This window comes from Dyella marensis (assembly GCF_049532885.1).
GTDB classification, from domain to species: Bacteria; Pseudomonadota; Gammaproteobacteria; order Xanthomonadales; family Rhodanobacteraceae; genus Dyella_D; species Dyella_D marensis.
Map to the genome: position 1 here is coordinate 949844 of NZ_CP064029.1, position 20881 is coordinate 970724.

17 protein-coding genes are annotated in these 20881 nt (G+C 67.7%); 15 read left to right on the top strand and 2 right to left on the bottom strand.

Annotated elements, in window-relative coordinates; all coding sequences use genetic code 11:
* Positions 1 to 7: 7 nt before the first annotated feature.
* Positions 8 to 418, bottom strand: coding sequence for a GntR family transcriptional regulator (locus ISN75_RS04095; protein ID WP_167252344.1), 411 nt, complete (start codon positions 416 to 418; stop codon positions 8 to 10).
* A 134-nt stretch (positions 419 to 552) separates the two neighbouring features.
* On the opposite strand from ISN75_RS04095, the gene ISN75_RS04100 reads away from it, so the two are divergent.
* The 13 genes from ISN75_RS04100 to ISN75_RS04160 all read left to right on the top strand — a co-directional run bounded on the left by ISN75_RS04100 (position 553) and on the right by ISN75_RS04160 (position 15344).
* Complete coding sequence (locus ISN75_RS04100; RefSeq protein WP_167252343.1) at positions 553 to 1521, top strand: potassium channel beta subunit family protein; 969 nt, start codon at positions 553 to 555, stop codon at positions 1519 to 1521.
* A gap of 115 nt (positions 1522 to 1636) precedes the next feature.
* Complete coding sequence (gene hemP / locus ISN75_RS04105; protein WP_243867809.1) at positions 1637 to 1855, top strand: hemin uptake protein HemP; 219 nt, start codon at positions 1637 to 1639, stop codon at positions 1853 to 1855.
* Positions 1856 to 1962: 107 nt separating this feature from the next.
* On the top strand, positions 1963 to 2517 hold the full coding sequence (locus ISN75_RS04110; RefSeq protein WP_167252342.1) for a hypothetical protein: 555 nt from the start codon (positions 1963 to 1965) through the stop codon (positions 2515 to 2517).
* Positions 2518 to 2705: 188 nt separating this feature from the next.
* Positions 2706 to 3977 (top strand): efflux RND transporter periplasmic adaptor subunit, encoded by a 1272-nt coding sequence (locus ISN75_RS04115; RefSeq protein WP_168648138.1) that lies wholly within the window; start codon positions 2706 to 2708, stop codon positions 3975 to 3977.
* Between the two features lie 117 nt (positions 3978 to 4094).
* A complete protein-coding gene (locus tag ISN75_RS04120; protein WP_168648139.1) occupies positions 4095 to 4811 on the top strand; it encodes an ABC transporter ATP-binding protein in 717 nt (238 codons plus the stop codon).
* A 201-nt stretch (positions 4812 to 5012) separates the two neighbouring features.
* Positions 5013 to 6326 (top strand): ABC transporter permease, encoded by a 1314-nt coding sequence (locus ISN75_RS04125; protein ID WP_343819336.1) that lies wholly within the window; start codon positions 5013 to 5015, stop codon positions 6324 to 6326.
* A 30-nt stretch (positions 6327 to 6356) separates the two neighbouring features.
* Positions 6357 to 7595, top strand: a complete 1239-nt coding sequence (locus tag ISN75_RS04130; protein WP_343819335.1) for an ABC transporter permease — start codon at positions 6357 to 6359, stop codon at positions 7593 to 7595.
* A 46-nt stretch (positions 7596 to 7641) separates the two neighbouring features.
* A complete protein-coding gene (locus ISN75_RS04135; protein WP_343819575.1) occupies positions 7642 to 8955 on the top strand; it encodes an ABC transporter permease in 1314 nt (437 codons plus the stop codon).
* Between the two features lie 17 nt (positions 8956 to 8972).
* On the top strand, positions 8973 to 10202 hold the full coding sequence (locus ISN75_RS04140) for an ABC transporter permease (protein ID WP_343819334.1): 1230 nt from the start codon (positions 8973 to 8975) through the stop codon (positions 10200 to 10202).
* Between the two features lie 37 nt (positions 10203 to 10239).
* Entirely contained in the window at positions 10240 to 11547 is a 1308-nt protein-coding gene (locus ISN75_RS04145; RefSeq protein WP_167252337.1) for an ABC transporter permease, read from the top strand.
* Between the two features lie 9 nt (positions 11548 to 11556).
* Complete coding sequence (locus ISN75_RS04150; protein WP_343819333.1) at positions 11557 to 12780, top strand: ABC transporter permease; 1224 nt, start codon at positions 11557 to 11559, stop codon at positions 12778 to 12780.
* A gap of 19 nt (positions 12781 to 12799) precedes the next feature.
* Positions 12800 to 14122, top strand: coding sequence for an ABC transporter permease (locus ISN75_RS04155; protein ID WP_167252335.1), 1323 nt, complete (start codon positions 12800 to 12802; stop codon positions 14120 to 14122).
* Between the two features lie 7 nt (positions 14123 to 14129).
* On the top strand, positions 14130 to 15344 hold the full coding sequence (locus tag ISN75_RS04160; RefSeq protein WP_343819332.1) for an ABC transporter permease: 1215 nt from the start codon (positions 14130 to 14132) through the stop codon (positions 15342 to 15344).
* A 44-nt stretch (positions 15345 to 15388) separates the two neighbouring features.
* Here the strand turns inward: ISN75_RS04160 and ISN75_RS04165 are convergent, their stop codons facing one another.
* Positions 15389 to 17272: a DUF3857 domain-containing protein gene (locus ISN75_RS04165; protein ID WP_343819331.1), complete on the bottom strand. Its 1884-nt coding sequence runs from the start codon at positions 17270 to 17272 to the stop codon at positions 15389 to 15391.
* A gap of 259 nt (positions 17273 to 17531) precedes the next feature.
* Here ISN75_RS04165 and ISN75_RS04170 point away from each other — a divergent pair, with 259 nt between their 5' ends.
* Positions 17532 to 19343: a DUF885 domain-containing protein gene (locus ISN75_RS04170; RefSeq protein ID WP_343819330.1), complete on the top strand. Its 1812-nt coding sequence runs from the start codon at positions 17532 to 17534 to the stop codon at positions 19341 to 19343.
* A gap of 74 nt (positions 19344 to 19417) precedes the next feature.
* Entirely contained in the window at positions 19418 to 20761 is a 1344-nt protein-coding gene (locus ISN75_RS04175; RefSeq protein ID WP_167252331.1) for a sigma-54-dependent transcriptional regulator, read from the top strand.
* The last annotated feature ends 120 nt before the right edge of the window (positions 20762 to 20881 follow it).

Consider the following 20881-nt stretch of genomic DNA (forward strand, 5'->3'; position numbering starts at 1 on the left):
CGGGGCCTCAGGCGCTCTTGCGCGTGGCGAGCGCGCGCAGTTCGTCGCCCAGCCGCGCCAGCACGGTGTCGGCGGGGTAGTCGAGCGAGACCACGTCGTGCACGAAACGCTGGATGGCGTCGTCGAGGCGGCGCTCGCGTTCGCGCGGGCTCAGCCGCTGGCGCGGCGTGGCCACGAACAGGCCCAGGCCGGGGCGCGATTCCAGCCAGCCTTCGGCGGTGAGCTCGGCGTAGGCCTTGGCCACCGTGTTGGGATTGATGGTGAGCTGCTGCGCCAGGCCGCGCACGCTGGGCAGCTGCCAGCCGGGGGTGAGTTCGCCGGTGGCCACTTTCAGGCGCACGGCGTCGACGATCTGCTTGCTGATGGGGCGCACGTCGCCGGTGGCGATGTCGATCATCAAGGCTTGCTGGCGGGCCATCGGTGGCTCCTGACTGTACTGTGTGTACTAGTACAGTAGGAACGAAACAATTCCGCTGTCAATAGGCCGGTTGGACGCTGCACGGGCGAGTTGGCATGCTCGCGCGGTTCGCTTTCCCCCCAAGGAGCTTCCCCATGCAATACCGTCGTCTCGGCAAAAGCGGCCTGCAGCTGTCGGCCTTGTCCTTCGGCGCCTGGGTCACCTTCGGCCAGCAGGTGGGGCGTTCGCTGGCGCGCGACATGCTGGCGATGGCGCACGACCACGGCGTGAATTTCTTCGACAACGCCGAGGTGTACAACCACGGTGTGGCGGAGACGCTGATGGGCGACGTGCTGGCGGATCTGCGCTTTCCGCGCGACAGCTATTGCGTGTCGAGCAAGGTGTTCTTCGGCGCGCGGGCGAATCCCGCGCCGACCCAGCGCGGGCTGTCGCGCAAGCACGTGCTCGAAGCCTGCCACCAGGCGCTGCAGCGGCTGCGCGTGGATCACCTGGACCTGTACTTCTGCCATCGCCCCGATCCGGATACGCCGGTGGAGGAAACCGTCGCCGCGATGGACACCCTGGTGCGCCAGGGCAAGGTGCTCTACTGGGGCACCAGCGAATGGCCGGCCGCGCTGATCGCCGAGGCGCACCGCGTGGCGCGCGAGAACCACATGTATGCACCCACGATGGAGCAGCCCGAATACAACCTGCTGCACCGCGAGCGGGTGGAGCAGGAATACGCGCCGCTGTACCGCGACTTCGGCATGGGCACCACGATCTGGTCGCCGCTGGCCTCGGGCCTGCTCACCGGCAAGTACAACGATGGCGTGCCGAACGACGCGCGCCTGGCCCAGCCCGGCTACGAATGGCTGCGCCAGGCGGTGCTGGAGCAGGGCGGCGAGCGCATCGCCAAGGTGCGGCGGCTGGCGCCGATCGCCACCGAGCTCGGCGTGAGCCAGGCGCAGCTCGCGATCGGCTGGTGCCTGGTCAATCCGCACGTGTCCACGGTGATGCTGGGCGCCAGCCGACTGGAACAGCTGGAACACAACCTCGACGTGCTGCGCCTGCTGCCGCGGCTGACGCCGGATGTGCTGGCGCGGATCGAGCAGGCGGTGGCCTGAGCGGCGCGGGGCAGGGCGCGGCGTTCTGCCCCGGCCGGATTCACACTTCGGCCGTTGACAGGTAAATGAGAACGATTATCATCAACTCCGCCTCTGACCAACGCGGAGCCTGCCCATGTCCACCACCGCCGTACTGCCCACCCCCGCCGACCTGCTGTCGCGCCCGCTCGGCTTGCTGCGCCTGAAGCCCCAGGCGGTGACGCCGGAACCCGGCGCACGCCGCATCTCCAGCCAGAACCTGCTGGCCGGCGAGCGCGAACTGGTGATCACCCACCAGGGCAGCGAGTACCACCTGCGGCTCACCCGCAACGACAAGCTGATCCTCACCAAGTAAGCCCGCACGTCCGGCGCCTCGCCGGTTTTCCCTTCAGGCCTATCGCCAGCGCCGCGTTGCCCTCCCCGCAGCGCGCCAGCCGGGTCTCCTCTTTCCAGGAGCGCGCCATGTTCGGCTGGCTGGCCCATACCCTTGCCGCGGTCTGTCCGCATTCGCAGGCGCCGTCCTGCCCGCCGCGCTGGCTGCGCGTGGCCCCCGCCGCGCTGGCCGCGCGCCTGCCATTGCTCGGCACCGTGCTGTATCTGCCGATGCGCGGCGATGCCTCGCCCGACCACCCCGCGCGCGGCTGGCTGGCCGAAGGCGAAGACCTCGCCCCGCTGCTGCATACCCAATGGCTGCTCGCCTCCTGCGTGATCGGCGCCGACGGCCCGCGCGAATGGCTGGAATGCGTGGACGCCGCCGGCCGCCTGCGCGCTCGCCTGCATCTGCTGCCGGATACCGACTACCTGGCCTGGGACGTGCTGCTGTCCGCCGCCGTGCCGGCCGGCGCCCCCGCGTTCCGCCGCGTGCAGCGGCCGTTCCGCGCCGCGGGCGCGCGCCTGCTGCATTTCACGCAGCGGCGCCTGGGCAATATGGACGTGCTGGGCGGCAGGGACGCCGCGCAACTCTCCGCGCTCGGCCGCGACATCGCCCAGGAAGTGCTGCGCGCCGAGGCGCTGTAGGTTCGTCCGTCCGCGGCGTCCGGACACTTGTCCGCCTGTCCGTCGATCTGTCCGCGGACAGCCTGTCTTCTGCGGACGGCTCCTCCAACTACCTGATAAACAAACCGAATCGATCGCCTGAGCGGTTGGCATAGCGCTTGCTGATACAGGTCCAGGGGCCACTCATGTCCGTGGCCTTAGGACCGATCATGATTCGCGATACCTCCGCTCAAGACCGCCTGGTCGAGGTCAAGCCCAGCCGCAAGCGCCGGCTCGTCTTCATCGGTGCCGGCGTGGCCGCCGTGGCCGTGCTGGCCCTGGTGCTGCCGCAGGCCAGCCGCCTGTTTTCCGCCGACGCCTCGGTCAGCGGCTCGCGCCTTGCCTTCGGCACGGTCGAGCGCGGGCTGTTCGTGCGCGACATCGCCGCCGAGGGCAAGGTGGTGGCGGCGGTCAGCCCGACGCTGTACGCCACTTCCGGCGGCGCGGTCACCTTGAAGGTGCACGCCGGCGACGTGGTGAAGCAGGGCCAGGTGCTGGCCACCATCGTCAGCCCCGAACTCACCAACAAGCTGGCGCAGGAACAGAGCGCGGCCGACGCGATGGAAGTCGACTTCCTGCGTTCGCAGATCGACGCCAAGAAGAAGCGCGGCGAACTCCAGAAAGCGTTCGACAACGCGCAGATCGACCAGACCAGCGCGCAGCGCGACCTGCAGCGCTACCAGAAGGCGTTCTCGCAGGGCGCGGTGCCCAGCATGAACGTGGACAAGGCCAAGGACGACGTCGAGAAGGCGCGCATCACCGTCGAGCACGCCAAGGCCGACCTCGCCAACGATGGCGCCAGCCTGGACTTCGACATCAAGTCCAAGAAGCTCGCCCACGACCGCCAGGTGCTGCTGGTGAAGGACCTGCAGCGCCAGGTCGACGAACTCAACGTGAAGTCGCCGGTGGACGGCCAGGTCGGCCAGCTGTTCATCGCCGAACGCGCCACCGTGGCCAAGGACGCGCAGCTGCTCAGCGTGATCGACCTGAGCAGGCTGGAAGTGGAAATGAAGGTGCCGGAAAGCTTCGCCCGCGACCTCGGCATCGGCATGGGCGGCGAGATCAGCGGCAACGGCAATACCTGGAAGGGCCTGGTCAGCGCCATTTCGCCCGAAGTGGTGAACGGCGAAGTGGCCGCCCGCCTGCGCTTCGACGGCGACACGCCCAAGCAGCTGCGCCAGAACCAGCGCCTGTCCGTGCGCATCCTGCTGGACCGCCGCGACAACGTGCTGGCCGTGCAGCGCGGCTCCTTCGTCGACGAATCCGGCGGCGCCTACGCCTACATCGTGCACGACGGCATCGCCGAGAAGCACCCGATCCGCGTCGGCGCCAGCAGCATCGACAAGGTGGAGATCCTGGACGGCCTGAAGGAAGGCGACCGCATCGTGATCTCAGGTACCGACAGCTTCAAGAACGCGGCGCGCGTCGCCATCAGCCGCTGATTGCGAGGGAATCGGGAATCGGGAATAGGAAATAGTGAAGAGCCCAAAGCTCACCGCGACGTCCACACCGATTCTCTGTTCCCTGTTCCCTATTCCCTGGCCCGAAGGAGCCATTCCATGCTCAAGATGACCCACCTGTCCAAGGTCTACCGCACCGAAGTGGTGGAGACCTACGCGCTGCGCGACTTCAACATCGACGTGAAGGAAGGCGAGTTCGTCGCGGTGACCGGCCCGTCCGGTTCCGGCAAGACCACCTTCCTCACCATCGCGGGCCTGCTGGAAACCTTCACCGGCGGCGAGTACCACCTGGACGGCGTGGAGGTGAGCAACCTCAACGACAACGCGCGCTCCAAGATCCGCAACGAGAAGATCGGCTTCATCTTCCAGGCCTTCAACCTGATCCCCGACCTCAACGTGTTCGACAACGTCGAAGTGCCGCTGCGCTATCGCGGCATGAAGGCGCCGGAACGCAAGCAGCGCATCATGGACGCGCTGGAGCGCGTGGGCCTGGCTTCGCGCGCCAAGCACTACCCGGCCGAACTGTCCGGCGGCCAGCAGCAGCGCGTGGCGATCGCGCGCGCGCTGGCCGGCTCGCCGCGCCTGCTGCTCGCCGACGAACCGACCGGCAACCTCGATACGCAGATGGCCCGCGGCGTGATGGAGCTGCTGGAAGAGATCCACCGCGAGGGCGCCACCATCGTGATGGTCACCCACGATCCGGAACTGGCCACCCGCGCTCAGCGCAACGTGCACGTGATCGACGGCCAGGTGGTGGATCTGGCGGAAGACCCGCGCTTCCACCAGCACCAGTCGCGCGCTGGCGCGCCGGCGTAAAGCTTTTGAAGCCCCTCTCCCCTCCGGGGAGAGGGGTTGGGGTGAGGGGACGGGCGGAGCGGTGAAGGATCGACCTGAAGCAGGTCGCGCTTTGTAGAGCCTTTCCCGCAAGCCCCGCCCCTCATCCGCCTGCCGGCACCTTCTCCCCGGAGGGGAGAAGGGATCGGAACCCGGACACTGCATCACTCATCGGACGCCTCCATGTTCGCCTACTACTTCCAGCTCGGCCTGCGCAGTCTCCGCAAGAACCCGTTGCTCACCGCGCTGATGGTGATGGCGATCGGTTTCGGCGTGGCGGCGTCGATGACCACCTACTCGGTGTTCCGCGCCACCTCCAACAACCCCATTCCGCACAAGTCCTCGCAGCTCTACGTGCCGCAGATCGACAACTGGGGTCCGGAAGACGCGCAGCAGAACCAGGGCGAACCGCCGCGGGCGATGAGCTACACCGACGCCATCGGCCTGATGCGCGACCGCAAGGCCGCGCGCCAGACCGCGCTGTACCCGGCCGGCCTGTCCATCGTGCCGGCCGACGCCAGCCAGCTGCCGTTCCGCGAGAACACCTACGGCGTGTACGCCGACGCGTTCCCGATGTTCGACATCCCGTTCAAGTACGGCCGCGGCTGGACCCAGGCCGACGACGACGCGCACGCGCAGGTCGCGGTGATCGGCCAGCAGCTCAACGAGAAGCTGTTCCGCGGCGAGAACAGCGTCGGCCGCGAGATCAACCTCGACGGCCGCGCTTACCGCATCGTCGGCGTGATGGATCACTGGGATCCACAGCCGCTGTTCTTCGACGCAGTGAACACCGGCGGCTTCGACGACCCGACCCAGCTGTTCGTGCCGTTCACCCGCATGATCGAGCTGAAGGTCAGCACCAACGGCAACAACAACTGCAACAAGGACCCCGGCACCGGCTGGGACAACTGGCTGCATTCCGAATGCATCTGGCTGGGCTTCTGGGCGGAACTGCCGACCAAGGCCGAGGCCGATGCCTACCGCAACTATCTCAACGGCTACTGCGCCGAGCAGCAGCGCGCCGGCCGCTTCAAGTGGGCGCCGAACACCCGCCTGCGCAACGTGGTGGAGTGGCTGGACTACCAGAAGGTGGTGCCGCCGGAGGCGAAGATCTCGCTGCTGGTCGCGCTGGGCTTCCTGGTGATCTGCCTGGTCAACACCATCGGCCTGCTGCTGGCGAAATTCCTGCGCCGCTCCTCCGAGATCGGCGTGCGCCGCGCCCTGGGCGCCTCGCGCAAGGAGATCTACACGCAGTTCCTGATGGAAGCGGGCGCGGTCGGCCTGGCCGGCGGCGTGCTCGGCCTGCTGCTCACCGGCGTCGGCGTGTACGGCATCTCGCTGATCTTCGACCCGCAGGTGGCGCGCCTGGCCAAGCTCGATTTCCCGCTGGTGCTGCTGACCATGCTGGTGGCGATCCTGGCCACGGTGATCGCGGCGTTCTATCCGACCTGGCGCGCCGCTCAGGTGCAGCCGGCGTGGCAGCTCAAGTCCAATTAATCCAAGCCCAATTGACCCAAGGCGACGACCATGCTGCAGATCAAGCCCATTCTCGCCGCCCTGAAGCGGCACAAGGCCGGCACCTTGCTGATCGCGATGCAGATCGCGCTCACCCTGGCCATCGTGTGCAACGCGCTGTTCATCATCCAGCAGCGCGTGGACCGCATCTCGCGGCCTACCGGCATGGACGAGAACAACGTGCTGGCGATCCAGAACCGCTGGGTCTCGGTGGACGGCAAGGACACCGCGCCGCTGATCAAGGCCGACGTGCAGGCGCTGCGCCAGACCCCCGGCGTGCAGGATGCCTTCGCCACCAACTCGTTCCCGCTGCGCGGCGGCGGCTGGTCCACCGGAGTGAACCTGGCGCCGAAGAACGAAGGCAAGTCGGCGGCGCAGACCACGCTGTACTTCGTCGACGAACATGCGCTGGCCACCTACGGCGCGCAGCTGATCGCCGGCCGCAACTTCACCGCGGACGAAGTGATCACCGCCGACCCGAAGGACATCAAGTCCACGCCGCAGGTGATCATCACCAAGGCGCTGGCCGACAAGCTGTATCCGAAGGGCGATGCGCTGGGCAAGCAGCTGTATCTCGGCGGCAAGGACATCCCGCCCAGCACCATCATCGGCATCGTGGCGCGCCTGCAGGTGCCGTGGAACGGTACCTGGTCCGACAACTTCAACGACAACGCCATGCTGCTGCCGGTGCAGCTGACCAGCAACTACACCATCTACCTGATCCGCGCCAAGCCGGGCCAGCTGGCCGACGTGGTGAAGAGCGCGCCGGCCACCTTGCTCAAGACCAGCCGCATGCGCGTGATCTCCGGCGAGCGCGCCGTGCGCACCTACGACCAGGTGCGCGGCGATGCCTACAAGAACGACCGCGGCATGGCGATCCTGATGGGCGTGATCTGCGTGATCCTGCTGGCCATCACCGCCGCCGGCATCGTCGGCCTGACCAGCTTCTGGGTCGGCCAGCGCCGCAAGCAGATCGGCGTGCGCCGCGCGCTGGGCGCGACCAAGCGCGACATCCTCAGCTACTTCCTCACCGAGAACCTGATGATCGGCGTGGCCGGCGTGGTGATCGGCGTGGGCCTGGCGATCGGCATGAACCTGTGGATGGTCTCGCAGTTCGAGATGGCGCGCCTGTCGATGCTCTACGTGGTGGTCGGCGTGGTGGCCCTGCTGCTGCTCGGCCAGGCCGCGGTGCTGGCGCCGGCGATGCGCGCGGCCAAGGTGCCGCCGGTGGAGGCCACGCGCTCCGTGTGAGCGCGTGGACCCTGAAGCTTCCCCTGCAGAGAGAATCATGAGCGGAATGTTTGCCCACAACCTGCGGCTCGGCGCGCGCAGCCTGCGCAAGAACCCGGTGCTGACCGCACTGATGGTGATGGCGATCGGCTTCGGCGTGGCGGCGTCGATGATCACCTACGCGGTGTTCCGCGCCGTGTCGGGCGATCCGATCCCGCAGAAATCCTCGCGGCTGTTCGTGCCGATGATCGACAACCGCGGGCCGCAGTACAACAACGCCGGCGAGCCGCCGGATGCGCTCAACTACACCGACGCCGTGGCGCTGATGAAGGCGCACCAGGCGAAGCGGCAGACGGTGCTGTTCGCGGTGCGCCTGTCGGTGATGCCGGAGGACGCGCAGAAGGCGCCGTTCAAGGTGCCGGGCTATGCGGCCACGGGCGATTTCTTCCCGATGTTCGACGTTCCGTTCCAGTACGGCTCGGGGTGGAGCGCCGCGGACGACGAAGCGCATGCCCCGGTGATCGTGATCAGCCGCAGCCTCAACCAGAAGCTGTTCGGCGGCGCCAACAGCGTGGGCAGGGAGATCGTGCTGGACGACCAGCAGTACCGCATCGTAGGCGTCGCCGATCAGTGGGATCCCAAGCCGCGCTTCTTCGACATGTTCAGCGGCAATGCCTATTCCGAGCCGTCGCAGGTCTACGTTCCGTTCAACCGCGCGATGGACCTGAAGATCGAGACCGCCGGCAACAACAACTGCGGCGGTGGCGGCAAGCGCGGCGACGACCGCGAAGGCTGGCTGCACGGCCAGTGCGTCTGGATCAGTCCCTGGGTCGAGCTCGACGGCGCGGCCGACGTGGCGCGCTACCGGCAGTTCCTGACCTCGTATGCGGACGACCAGCGCCGCGCCGGACGCTTCAACTGGGCGCCGAACGTGCGCCTGCGCGATGTGCCCAGCTGGCTCGGGTACAAGCATGCGGTGCCGCCGGAAAGCCGCATCGCGCTGGTGGTGGCGGTGGGCTTCTTCGTGATCTGCCTGGTCAACACCATTGGCCTGCTGCTGGCGAAGTTCATGCGCCGTTCGTCGGAGATCGGCGTGCGCCGCGCGCTGGGTGCTTCGCGCGGGGACATCTATCGGCAGTTCCTCGCCGAGGCCGGCATGGTCGGCCTCGCCGGCGGCCTGCTCGGCGTGGTGCTCACCGGCGTGGGCATGCTGGGCGTGGGCCTGGTCTTCGCGCCGGAGATCGCCCACCTGGCGCGGCTGGACGTGTCGCTGGTGTCGCTCGCCCTGCTGGTGGCGATCGCCGCGACGGTGCTGGCCGCGTTCTATCCGACCTGGCGGGCGGCGCAGGTGCAGCCCGCCTGGCAGCTGAAGTCCAACTGAGGCGGAGAGACCAGGCCATGGAAATCAAGCCCATTCTCGCCGCGTTGCGCCAGCACAAGGCCGGCACCATTCTCATCGCGATGCAGATCGCGCTGACCCTGGCGATCGTGTGCAACGCGCTCTTCATCATCCAGCAGCGCGTCGCGCATCTGTCCGAACCCACCGGCATCGACGAGCCGAACATCTTCGTGATCCAGAACGAGTGGGTCGGCAAGGTCACCAGCGCCGAGGCGGACGCGAAACTGCGCACCGATCTCGACGTGCTGCGCCGGGTGCCGGGCGTGCAGGACGCCACCACCAGCAACTCCTATCCGCTGCGCGGCGGCGGCTGGGACGATGGCGTGCGGCTCAGCGCCGAGCAGATCGAGGACACCTCGGATGCGACGATCTACTTCGCGGACGAACGCTTCCTCGACACGCTCGGCCTGAAGCTGACCGCCGGCCGCAACTTCCGCGCCGACGAGATCCAACCCATGAGCACGCGCGACCGCCTGGCGCCGCCGGTGATCATGGTGACCCGCGCGCTGGCCGACAAACTGTTTCCGAATGGAAGCGCGCTGGGCAAGACGGTGTATCTGGTCGGCGGTCCCGCCACCATCGTCGGCGTGGTCGACCTGCTGCAGGCGCAGAGCGTGGCGCGCTGGGCCTCGAACTTCGCCTACCGCTCGGTGATCGTGCCGCGCCGCATGGCGATCGCCGAAGGCGCGTTCTATATCGTGCGCACCCAGCCCGGCCAGCTGGAGCCGGCCATGCGGGCCGCGCGCAAGGCCTTGTTCGCGGACAATCCGCGCCGCGTGTGGGACGAGCGCGAGGGCATCCTGAGTTTCGCCGAGGTGCGCTCGGCCGCCTATGAAAGCGACCGCGGCATGGCCGTGCTGATGGGCATCATCAGCCTGGTGCTGCTGGCCATCACCGCCGCCGGCATCGTCGGCCTCACCAGCTTCTGGGTGGGGCAGCGGCGCCGGCAGATCGGCGTGCGCCGCGCGCTGGGCGCCACGCGCGGCGACATCCTCGGTTATTTCATGACCGAGAACCTGCTGATCAGCGTGGGTGGCGCCGTCGCCGGCGCGCTGCTGGCGATCGCCATGAACCTGTGGCTGGTCACGCGTTTCGAGATGCACCGCCTGTCGCTGTTCTACGTGCTGGCGGGCGTGCTGCTGCTGCTGTTGCTGGGACAAGGGGCGGTACTGGCGCCGGCGATCCGCGCGTCCAAGGTATCGCCGGTGGAGGCCACGCGCTCGGTCTGAGCGCGCGGTGCCTTAAGGGAAGCAAAGGGGAGAGGGCATGTTCACGTATTACCTGGAGCTGGCGCTGCGCAGCCTCCGGCGCAACAAGGTGCTTACCGCGCTGATGGTGGTCGCCATCGCGCTGGGCATCGGCGCCTGCATGACCACGCTGACCGTGCTGCACGTGCTGTCGGGCGATCCGATTCCGTCCAAGAGCGCGCGGCTGTTCTATCCGCAGCTCGACCCGCAGGACATGGACGGCTACCGCGAAGGCGAGGAGCCGCCCGAGCAGCTCACCTGGGTGGACGGCATGAACCTGCTCAAGGCCAAGCGCGCCAGGCGCCAGGCCCTGATGACCGGCGGTGCCGTGCCGGTGCAGCCGGCGCAGGCCGACGTGGAGCCGTTCTTCAGCGACTCGCGCTACACCACCGCCGATTTCTTCGCCATGTTCGACGCGCCCTTCCTGTACGGCCAGGGCTGGAACGAAGCCGACGACGACAGCAAGGCGCGCGTGGCGGTGATCACGCGCAAGCTCAACGAGAAACTGTTCGGCGGCAAGGACAGCCGCGGCCAGGTGGTGCGCCTGAAGGACACGCCGTTCCGCGTGGTCGGCGTGCTCGACGACTGGCGCCCGAATCCGCACTTCTACGACCTCAACGTGGGCAACTACACCGAGTCGGAAGAAGTGTTCGTGCCACTGTCCACCTCGCGCGACCTCACCTTGCCGCGCAACGGCAGCACCGACTGCTGGGGCCGCGGCGGCGGCAACGACGGCGACCACATGGAAAACGCCACCTGCGTGTGGATGCAGTTCTGGGTGGAGCTGGCCAGCGCCGCCGACGCGCCGGCGTACAAGGCCTTCCTGGAGAACTACTCGCGCGAGCAGAAGACCCTGGGCCGCTTCCAGCGCCCGGTGAACGTGCGCCTGCGCAACGTCATGGAATGGCTGGACCAGGAGAAAGTGGTGCCCAGCGACGTGCGCCTGCAGAGCTGGCTGGCGATCGGCTTTCTCGTGGTGTGCCTGGTCAATACGGTGGGCCTGATGCTGGCCAAGTTCCTGCGCCGCGCCGGCGAGCTCGGCGTGCGCCGCGCGCTGGGCGCGTCCAAGCGCGAGATCTTCAAGCAGTTGCTGATCGAAGCCGGCGTGGTCGGCCTGGCCGGCGGCGTGTGCGGACTGGTGCTGGCCTTCCTCGGCCTGTGGCTGGTGCGCCAGCAGCCGGCGGACTACGCCTCGCTGGCCCGGCTGGACCTGGCCATGCTCGGGGCAACCTTTGCGCTTGCCGTCGGCTCCAGCGTCGCTGCGGGCCTGCTGCCCGCGCTGCGCGCCTGCCAGGTCGCGCCCGCCCTGCAACTGAAGAGCCAGTAAGGAGACGCCATGGCCATCCGCCCCATTCTGTCGACCCTGCGCCGGCACAAGACCACGGCCTTGCTGGTGGTGCTGGAGATCGCGCTGACCTGCGCCATCGTGTGCAACGCAGTGTTCCTGGTCAGCCAGCGCATCGAGCGCATCCACATGCCCAGCGGCGTGGCCGAGCACGAGCTGATCCAGGTCGCCCTGGCCGAGATCGGCGCCAAGCCCGACGAACACGCGCGCACGCTCACCGACCTGGCCGCGCTGCGCGCGATTCCCGGCGTGACCGAGGTGGCTTCGGTCAACCAGATTCCGTTCGGCCGTTCGTCCAACAACAGCGGCATCAAGCTGGACCCCAAGCAGAACAAGCCCACGCTCAACGCCACCAATTATTTCGGCGAGAACATCGGCCAGACCCTCGGCGTGCAGCTGGTGGCCGGACGTCTGCTGCAGCCGGAGGACTACGTCAGCATCAAGGACGCCTCCAAGGCCTTCAAGGAAGGCAAGCTCGAAGGCCTGCCGCGCCTGGTGGTGATCACCGAGCCGATGGCGCAGCGTCTGTTCCCGGGGCAGCCGGCGCTGGGCAAGACGATCTGGCTGGGTTCGGAAGTGCCGCTGCAGATCGTCGGCGTGGTGAAGCACCTGGTGCGCCCGTCGATCTGGAACGACGCCGAGGCGCAGTACAGCATGATGGTGCCGATGCAGGTGGAAGATAACCAATACCTGATCCGCACCGCGCCGGGCGAACGCGAACGCGTGCTGGCCGCGGCGATCGCGGCGATGAAGAAAAACAACCCGCACCGCATCTTCTGGCAGAAGCGCACCTGGGACGAAGTGCGCCAGCGCTTCTTCGACGGCGACCGCTCGATGACCGGCCTGCTGATCGGCGTGTGCGTGGCGCTGCTGGTGGTGACCGCGCTGGGCATCGTCGGCCTGGGCAGCTTCTGGGTGGCGCAGCGGCGCCGGCAGATCGGCGTGCGCCGCGCGCTGGGCGCCACGCGCGGGCACATCCTGCGCTACTTCCAGACCGAGAACTTCCTGCTCGCCACGATCGGCATTGCGCTGGGCATGGTGCTGGCCTACGGCATCAACCTGTTCCTGATGGTGCATTACGAATTGCCGCGGCTGCCGGCGGTGTATTTCCCCATCGGCGCGCTGGCGCTGTGGCTGATCGGGCAGGCCGCGGTGCTGGGGCCGGCGATGCGCGCCGCGGCGGTGCCGCCGGTGGTGGCGACGCGTTCGGTCTGACGCTTTCCAGGAGAGAAGGATGTTCGCTTACTACCTCGACCTTGCCCTGCGCAGCCTCAAGCGCAACAAGGTGCTGACCGCGCTGATGGTGCTGGCGATCGCCGTCGGCATCGGCGCCAGCATGACCACGCTGACGGTGATGCACCTGCTGTCCGGCGATCCGCTGCCGGGGCGCAGCGACAAGCTGTTCTACGCGCAGGTGGACGACAACCCGCTGCCGGAAAAACAGACCGAGCCGATGGACGTGATGACCTACCAGTCGGCCATGGACCTGTGGAGCGCCCACCAGGCCGACCGCCAGACCATCATCGTGGACAGCCCGGTGAAACTGCGCGCGCCCGACACCACCTTGCCGCCGCTGATGCCGTCGATGCTGTCGACCACCGCGGATTTCTTCGCCATGTTCGACGTGCCGTTCCGCTACGGCGGCCCCTGGCGCGCGGAGGACGACGCGGCGCGCTCGCGGGTGGCGATCATCTCCAGCGATCTCAACGACAAGCTGTTCGGCGGCGCCAACAGCGTCGGGCGCACCTTGCGCCTGCGCGAGACCGACGTGCGCATCGTCGGCGTGCTGGCGCCGTGGCGGCCGTCGCCGCGCTTCTACAACATCGCCGGCGGGCGCTTCTCCGGCGGCAAGACCGCGGACTACTACGGCAGGCCGCAGGACGTGTTCACTCCCTTCAGCAGCGCGCTGGAGATCAACGACGGCAACTTCTACCAGTACAGCTGCTGGCAGCTGCCGCCATCGCCGGGGCATCTGCAGAACGCGCCCTGCGTGTGGCTGGCCGTGTGGGTGCAGCTGGACAGCCCCGCCAAGGTCGCCTCGTTCCGCCGTTTCCTCGACGGTTACGCGGCCCAGCAGCAGGCGCTGGGGCGCATCGCCCGGCCGCAGAACACGCGGCTGCGCAACCTGGTCGAATGGCTGGATTACCAGGGCGTGGTGCCCAGCGACGTGCGCCTGCAGGCCTGGCTGGCGTTCGGCTTCCTGGCGATCTGCCTGTTCAACACCATCGGCCTGCTGCTGGCGAAGTTCCTGCGCCGCGGCGGCGAGATCGGCGTGCGCCGCGCGCTGGGCGCGAGCCGCGGCGCGATCTTCCAGCAGTGCCTGGTGGAGGCCGGGATGATCGGCCTGATCGGCGGCCTGGGCGGCCTCTTGCTCACCTTGCTGGGCCTGAGCCTGGTGCGGCGGCAGCCGGTGGCGTTCGCCGACATGGTGCATCTGGATGCGCGCATGTTCGCGCTGACCTTCGCGCTGGCGATCGCCACCAGCCTGCTGGCCGGCCTCCTGCCGGCGCTGCGGGCGAGCCGGGTGGCGCCCGGCCTCCAACTGAAGACGCTCTGAGGTGCGCATGGAGATCCAACCCATCCTGGCCGCGCTGCGCAAGCACCGCCTCGCCACCTTGCTGATCGCGCTGGAGATCGCGCTGGCCTGCGCGGTGCTGTGCAACGCCTGCTTCCTGATCGCCAACCGCATGGACGCGATGCGGGTGAACAGCGGCGTGGAAGAGGCGTCATTGGCCACGCTGCAGATCAGCGGCTTCGACGAGAAGCAGGCCAGCGACGTCAACGCGCGCATGCTGGCCGGACTGCGCACGATTCCCGGCGTGCAGTCGGCCAGCGTGCTCAACTCGATTCCGTTCGGCGAGCACCGCGGCCGCGTCGGCATCACCACCGACCCGGAAGGCAAGCAGTTCGGCGGCGTGATCGAGCTGTACCTCGGCGGCCCCGGCAGCGCGGAGGCGATGGGCCTGAAGCTGGTGGCCGGCCGCGCCCTGCAGGCGGACGACTACCAGCCGTTCACCGGGGTGTTTCCCAGCTCCGCGCCGGTGCTGATGGCGCGCGAACTGGCCGAGCACCTGTGGCCGGGCGCCGATCCGCTGGGCAAGGTGATCTGGGTGGACAAGTGGTCGTACCGCGTGGTCGGCATCGTCGACCACCTGGCCACGCCCGCGCCGGACTGGGCCGGGCGCAGCGCGCCGGGCTGGTCGGCCTTCGTGCCGGCGCAGCCGGGGCCGAGCCTGGCCGGCAGCTATCTGATCAAGGCGCCGCCGGCGGACATCGACCGCGTGCTGCGCGATGCGCGCGCGCTGGTCGCCAAGGTGGCGCCGGACACGGTGCTCGACCAGGAAGGTTCGCAGACCATAGGCGACCTGCGCGCGCAGTTCTTCCAGCAGGACCGCATCATGGCCTTCATGCTGGTCGGCGTGATCGTCGCCCTGCTGCTGGTCACCGCGCTGGGCATCGTCGGCCTGGCCAGTTTCTGGGTGCAGCAGCGGCGCAAGCAGATCGGCATCCGCCGCGCGATCGGCGCCACCCGCGGCGACATCCTGCGCTACTTCCAGACCGAGAACTTCCTGATCGTCAGCGGCGGCATCGGCTTGGGCATGGTCATGGCCTTCGGGCTCAACCTGGCGCTGATGAAGTTCTACGAACTGCCGCACCTGCCGCTGCGTTACCTGCCGATCGGCGCAGCCGCGCTGTGGACACTGGGCCAGATCGCGGTGCTGGGCCCGGCCCTGCGCGCGGCGGCGGTGCCGCCGGTGGTGGCGACGCGGTCGGGCTGAGGAAAAAAGCGAAGAGCCTGCGCGAGGCAGGCTCTTCGGATTGACTATTTGCCGGCCCGCGATGCGGCGGGAGCGGTGGTGTAGGAATAGGTGAGGCCTTCGAAGCAAGCCTCGGCCTCCTTCAGGAATTTGCCGAATTCATCGCTCACCAGTTCGGCATGGCTGATCCAGGACACTTTTTCGACGGAGCGAGTCCGGTAGGCCGGCATGCCGTCGGCTTCCCGCCGGGCCTCGGCGTCATAGTCGAACCAGCGGGAACGCACGTGGCAGGTCTTCATGGGCCGGCTGAGTGCGATGCCGCTGATCTTGATCGACATCTGGCGGACCATGGGGACACCGATGTTGAAGTCGCCCATGCCACCCGTCCGGCGATAATTTTTCAGCTCTTCGAGGTCGAGGTTGAAGTAGTCGCCCAGGTTGCCCGCGTACTTTCCTTCATGCCGTGCGGACGCGGGTTGTCCCGGGGAATGGATCTTCACCGCGTAGGGCGCCTTCATCTGATCCATGGCGGGCCGTGTCACGCTGCAATCCTCATTGCCTGCGCAGAGAGCCCGGTCGAGCGCATTCGCGCCCTGGTTGTGCTCGAGCAGCATCATCGTGAGGAGCTTCGCGCCGTCGAACAGGCCGCTGGCATCCGTGTCCGACGTTCCGTCGGGATGGAAGCGGTTCTGCTGAGTGGTGTCCTCCGCCACGGCGGCTTCGGCGAGGGGGATGGTATCCAGCCGTGGCTTGCCGTCTTTGCCGGCCACGATGGCCCAGCGATCCTGCAGATCCGCCGGCGTGTAGCCGGGCAGCAGCACCGGATGGGTGGCATCGATCCACCAGGTCTTGCCGTCGACGACCGCGCGCACGATGGCATGATCGGGAGCGCCTATGCCGGGTATCCGCAGGGCAGGCGCATAGTCGCCCCGCACCACGAAGGCGGGTTCCGCGGCCATGTCCAGGCCGCGCAGCATGGCTGCCAGCAGCATCGCGAGGTCCTTGCAGTCGCCGTAGCCGTTCTTTTCTATCTGCGCCAGGTCCAGCGGTATGAGGCCGCGGCTGTCGAGGCGGTAATCGGCCAGGTAGCGATAGTGCGTGCCGAGAAACCGGATCAGGGACTGGACCTGTTCCTGTTGCGGCTTGTGCTTGAGCCGCTCCACCTCCTTGGCCGCCTGAGGCGGCAACGGCGCGGACAGGATCTTGTTGTAGATGCCGACCAGCTTGCCGTAGTGATCATCGAGCTTGTCGCTGAAGGCGAGCTCGATGCGCGGGAACCTGCGCATGATGAAGCCGTCTTCGTTCACGGTGTTGAAATAACGCGGCTTGGCCAGGTCGATGGTGACCTTCCTGCCGTCTTCCGAAGGCTTTACGTTGAAGGCTTCCAGTTCTTCGCCGCGCCAGATGATCGGCCTGTCCGCGCTGTATTGGAGATGGAAGCTCTCATAGCGCAGAGCCGCAGGCTGGAGGCTTATGGCTCGGTAGAAATCGGCCGCGCCCTTCGATGCCTTGCTGACGTCCCTGGTGCTGTATTCGATGGCGTCGCCTACTTCCAGGCCCTGGAACAGCAGGATCGTGTTCGTGCTGTTGTCGATGCCCTGATCGGAGCCGGTGCCGGATTTCCTGACGATCTGGCTGTCCGGCAGGCGGACGCGCGTGCCATTGCGCTTGATCACATAGGCCTGGAGGCCGGACATCGTCTGGTTGTCCAACGAGGGCAGGCTGACCTGCGAGAGCGCGTCCCGGCCCGCCGCGGTCAGGATGTCGTAGTGCGATGTACTGGTGCAGTCTTCGCTGAGGTCGGCATGGACACGGCAGGATGCTGTGTACTTCAGCGCCAAGGGCGCGTCTTTCGCCGGCTGCAGCGACGCAAAACAAGGCGAGGCCGCCAGCAGGGCCGCCGCACCGGCGGCCCGTGCAGCCATGGAGATCGGGATGGGTCTGGTCATCAGGGTGATGCCTCGATGGGATCGGCCCCAACAGACAGGCATAGGCCGGGACTGTCCGGACCATGAGGCGGGAAGGGCACCTTTGCCGTCGCATCGGGCAGCCGGTACGGCACTGTGCGGAGCGTGCGGCCGTCCCCCGCCTCTGACGGAACTTGCGGTTATCCCGCGATAAGCGCGGCGTGAGCTGGCTGGCGAGAGCTGCCACGCTGGTCGCAACCGGCTACAGTGCGTGGATCGCTTTGCCGCCTGAGGGGTTTGCATGAAGCTGGTGTCCTGGATGATCTGCGCGAGCCTGCTGGGCTCGGTGACCGTGGCCGCGCCGGTGGCCGCCGCCACGCCCGCCAGCGTTACCGCCCGGGTGGATGCGCTCAACAAGCTGCTGGCCGAACAGTGGCAGCACTCGCTGCAGAACGCGCCGGAGTTCGCCACCATCCTGGGCGACCTGCGCTACAACGATCGCTGGAGCGATCTCTCGCTGGCGCACCAGGCGGCCGAGCGCAAGGTCAATGCGGATTTCCTCAAGCGCTTCGAGGCGATCGACACCACCGGCTTCTCCGACGAGGACAAGCTCAATCTGCAGCTGATGGTGCGCCAGCTGCGCGACGGGCTGCAGAGCTACGACCTGAAGCTCAACGAGATGCCGCTGGACCAGATGAACGGCATGCACCTGCAGCTGCCGGGCTTCGTCAGCTCCATTCCGTTCGACAACGCCAGGCAGTACGAGGACTATCTCGCGCGCCTGCACGCCGTGCCGCGCGTGCTGGCGCAGGTGACCGAGGTGGCGCGCCGGGGTTTGCAGGACGGCATGATGCCGCCGCGCTATCTGCTGGAAAAAGTGGTCGGGCAGATCGACAGCATCGCCAAGCCGGCGGGTGAGGAAAACTCCTTCGCCGAGCCGCTGAAGCATTTCCCCAAGACGGTATCCGCCGCCGACCGGAAGCGCCTGCACGACGCCATCGTCGCCGCCATCGACAACGAAGTGCGCCCGGCCTACCGCAAGCTCGGCGAGTTCGTGGCCAAGGACTATGCACCGCACGGGCGCACCGAGCCGGGCGTGTGGCAGTTGGCCAATGGCGAGGCGATCTACCGCTTCGACGTGGAGCAGATGACCACCACCAGGGAGACCCCGCAGCGCATCCACGAGATCGGCCTGGCCGAGGTGAAGCGCATCGAGGAGGAGATGACGGCGATCGCCAAGGGGCAGGGCTATAAGGACCTGGCCAGCTTCCGCGAGGCGCTGAAGCATGACGCCAAGCTGCATCCGACGTCGCGCGAGGACATCCTCAACCGCTATCGCGGCTTTATCGCGCAGATGCAGCCGGAACTGCCCAAGCTGTTCGGCCTGCTGCCGAAGACGAAGGTGCAGGTGATGGCGGTGGAGCAGTACCGCGAGAAGGAAGCCCCCGGCGCCGAATACCACCAGGGCACGCCGGACGGTTCGCGTCCCGGCCAGGTCTACGTGAACACCGGCGACTTCGCCGACCGCACCACGCTGACCATCGAATCGACCGCGTATCACGAGGCGATTCCCGGCCATCACATGCAGATCTCGATCGCGCAGGCGCTGCCCAAGCTGCCGCCGTTCCGCCAGCAGGCCGGCTACAACGCGTACGTGGAAGGCTGGGCGCTGTACGCCGAGCGGCTGGGCAAGGACATCGGCTTCTACCAGGACCCGCTCTCCGACTACGGCCGCCTGTCCGACGAACTGCTGCGCGCCGACCGCCTGGTGCTGGATACCGGCGTGCACTACAAGCACTGGACGCGCCAGCAGATGGTGGATTTCTTCCACGCCCATTCCAGCCAGGACGAGCCGGACATCCAGGCCGAAACCGACCGCTACATCACCTGGCCGGGCCAGGCGCTGGGCTACAAGATGGGCCAGCTGAAGATCCTGGAGCTGCGCGAGCGGGCCAGGAAGGAACTGGGCGAGCGCTTCGACATCCGCGCCTTCCACGACCAGATCCTGGGCGGCGGCGCGCTGCCGCTGGACGTGCTGGAGGCCCGCACCGACGCCTGGATCGCCGCGGTGAAGTCCGGCAAGGCGCCGGCCCACCCCACCGCGGCGCCTTGACGGCTGAATAGGCCAATGGTCATTACAACGTTTTGCCGGCAGGATGCATCTGTTCCGGCATGCCCAAGAGCCACATGCGTACCGTCCTGATCATCGACGACAACCCCGCCGTGGGGGAGGCGCTCTCGCTGGCGCTGTCCCTGCACGAAATCCGCCCGCTGACCGCGCTGACGCCGGAGCAGGGCCTGGAGCTGCTCGAGCGCGAACGCATCGACGTGGTCATCCAGGACATGAACTTCACGGCGGACACCACCTCCGGCGAGGAAGGCATCGCGCTGTTCCGCGCCCTGCGCCAGCGCCACACCGACCTGCCGGTGATCCTGCTCACCGCCTGGACCCACCTGGAAACCGCGGTGGAGCTGGTCAAGGCCGGCGCCGCGGATTACCTGGCCAAGCCCTGGGACGATGCCAAGCTGCTGGCCACGGTGGAGAACCTGCTGGAGCTGTCGGAATCCACCCGCGAGGTGAACCGCGCCCGCAACGAGCGCCGCCGCCGCCGCGAGGACCTGGAGCGCCGCTACGACCTCACCGGCCTGGTGTTCTCCTCCGAGGCAATGGCGCGCACGCTGGAACTGGCCTGCCAGGTGGCCCGCTCGGAAGTGCCGGTGCTGATCACCGGCCCCAATGGCGCGGGCAAGGAGCGCATCGCGGCGATCGTGCATGCCAACTCGGCGGTGAAGCGCGGTGCCTTCGTGGCGGTCAACTGCGGCGCCTTGCCGGGCGAGCTGATCGAGGCCGAGCTGTTCGGCGCCGAGGCCGGCGCCTATACCGGCGCCAACAAGGCGCGCGAAGGCCGTTTCGAGCTGGCCGACGGCGGCACCTTGTTCCTGGACGAGATCGGCAACCTGCCGCTGTCCGGCCAGGTGAAGCTGCTGCGCGTGCTGGAGACCGGGCAGTTCGAACGCTTGGGCTCCGGCCGCACGCGCCAGGTGAAGGTGCGCGTGCTCAGCGCCACCAACGCGGACCTGAAGGCGATGATCCGCGCCGGCACCTTCCGCGAAGATCTCTACTACCGCCTCAACGTGATCGAGGTGAACCTGCCGGCGCTGGCCGATCGTGTCGACGACATCCTGCCGCTGGCCGAGCATTTCCTGGACGGCCGCGCGGAACTCACCGATGCCGCGCGCGAGGCGCTGCTCGGCTATCCGTGGCCGGGCAATGTGCGTGAGCTGAAGAATGCGATCGAGCGCGCCGCACTGCTCGCGGCCGACGGCCGCATCCAGCCCGAACTGCTCAACCTGCCGCAGGCCGCACCGGCCGCCAACCGCAATCTGGACGAGCCCAGCCGCGAAGCGGTGGAGGCGGCACTGGACAAGGCCGACGGCGTGGTGAGCCGAGCGGCGCAGGCGCTGGGGCTGTCGCGGCAGGCGCTGTATCGGCGGATGGAGCGGTATGGCCTGGCGACTCAGGGCACCTGAAGACGAAGCTCTTCTCCCCTCCGGGGAGAAGATGCCGGCAGGCAGATGAGGGGCGGGTGCTCGCGACAGCACTTCTACGAAGAGAACAGAAGCTTTTGGTTTTCGCGACCTTCTGCTCAC

Coding starts and splice junctions, on each gene's coding strand:
- ISN75_RS04115 (WP_168648138.1), top strand. CDS start 2,706: ATGATTCGCGATACCTCCGCTCAAGACCGCCTGGTCGAGGTCAAGCCC.
- ISN75_RS04175 (WP_167252331.1), top strand. CDS start 19,418: ATGCGTACCGTCCTGATCATCGACGACAACCCCGCCGTGGGGGAGGCG.
- ISN75_RS04140 (WP_343819334.1), top strand. CDS start 8,973: ATGGAAATCAAGCCCATTCTCGCCGCGTTGCGCCAGCACAAGGCCGGC.
- ISN75_RS04165 (WP_343819331.1), bottom strand. CDS start 17,272: ATGACCAGACCCATCCCGATCTCCATGGCTGCACGGGCCGCCGGTGCG.
- ISN75_RS04110 (WP_167252342.1), top strand. CDS start 1,963: ATGTTCGGCTGGCTGGCCCATACCCTTGCCGCGGTCTGTCCGCATTCG.
- ISN75_RS04130 (WP_343819335.1), top strand. CDS start 6,357: ATGCTGCAGATCAAGCCCATTCTCGCCGCCCTGAAGCGGCACAAGGCC.
- ISN75_RS04125 (WP_343819336.1), top strand. CDS start 5,013: ATGTTCGCCTACTACTTCCAGCTCGGCCTGCGCAGTCTCCGCAAGAAC.
- ISN75_RS04160 (WP_343819332.1), top strand. CDS start 14,130: ATGGAGATCCAACCCATCCTGGCCGCGCTGCGCAAGCACCGCCTCGCC.
- ISN75_RS04150 (WP_343819333.1), top strand. CDS start 11,557: ATGGCCATCCGCCCCATTCTGTCGACCCTGCGCCGGCACAAGACCACG.
- ISN75_RS04120 (WP_168648139.1), top strand. CDS start 4,095: ATGCTCAAGATGACCCACCTGTCCAAGGTCTACCGCACCGAAGTGGTG.
- ISN75_RS04135 (WP_343819575.1), top strand. CDS start 7,642: ATGTTTGCCCACAACCTGCGGCTCGGCGCGCGCAGCCTGCGCAAGAAC.
- ISN75_RS04145 (WP_167252337.1), top strand. CDS start 10,240: ATGTTCACGTATTACCTGGAGCTGGCGCTGCGCAGCCTCCGGCGCAAC.
- ISN75_RS04155 (WP_167252335.1), top strand. CDS start 12,800: ATGTTCGCTTACTACCTCGACCTTGCCCTGCGCAGCCTCAAGCGCAAC.
- ISN75_RS04170 (WP_343819330.1), top strand. CDS start 17,532: ATGAAGCTGGTGTCCTGGATGATCTGCGCGAGCCTGCTGGGCTCGGTG.
- ISN75_RS04095 (WP_167252344.1), bottom strand. CDS start 418: ATGGCCCGCCAGCAAGCCTTGATGATCGACATCGCCACCGGCGACGTG.
- ISN75_RS04100 (WP_167252343.1), top strand. CDS start 553: ATGCAATACCGTCGTCTCGGCAAAAGCGGCCTGCAGCTGTCGGCCTTG.
- hemP (WP_243867809.1), top strand. CDS start 1,637: ATGTCCACCACCGCCGTACTGCCCACCCCCGCCGACCTGCTGTCGCGC.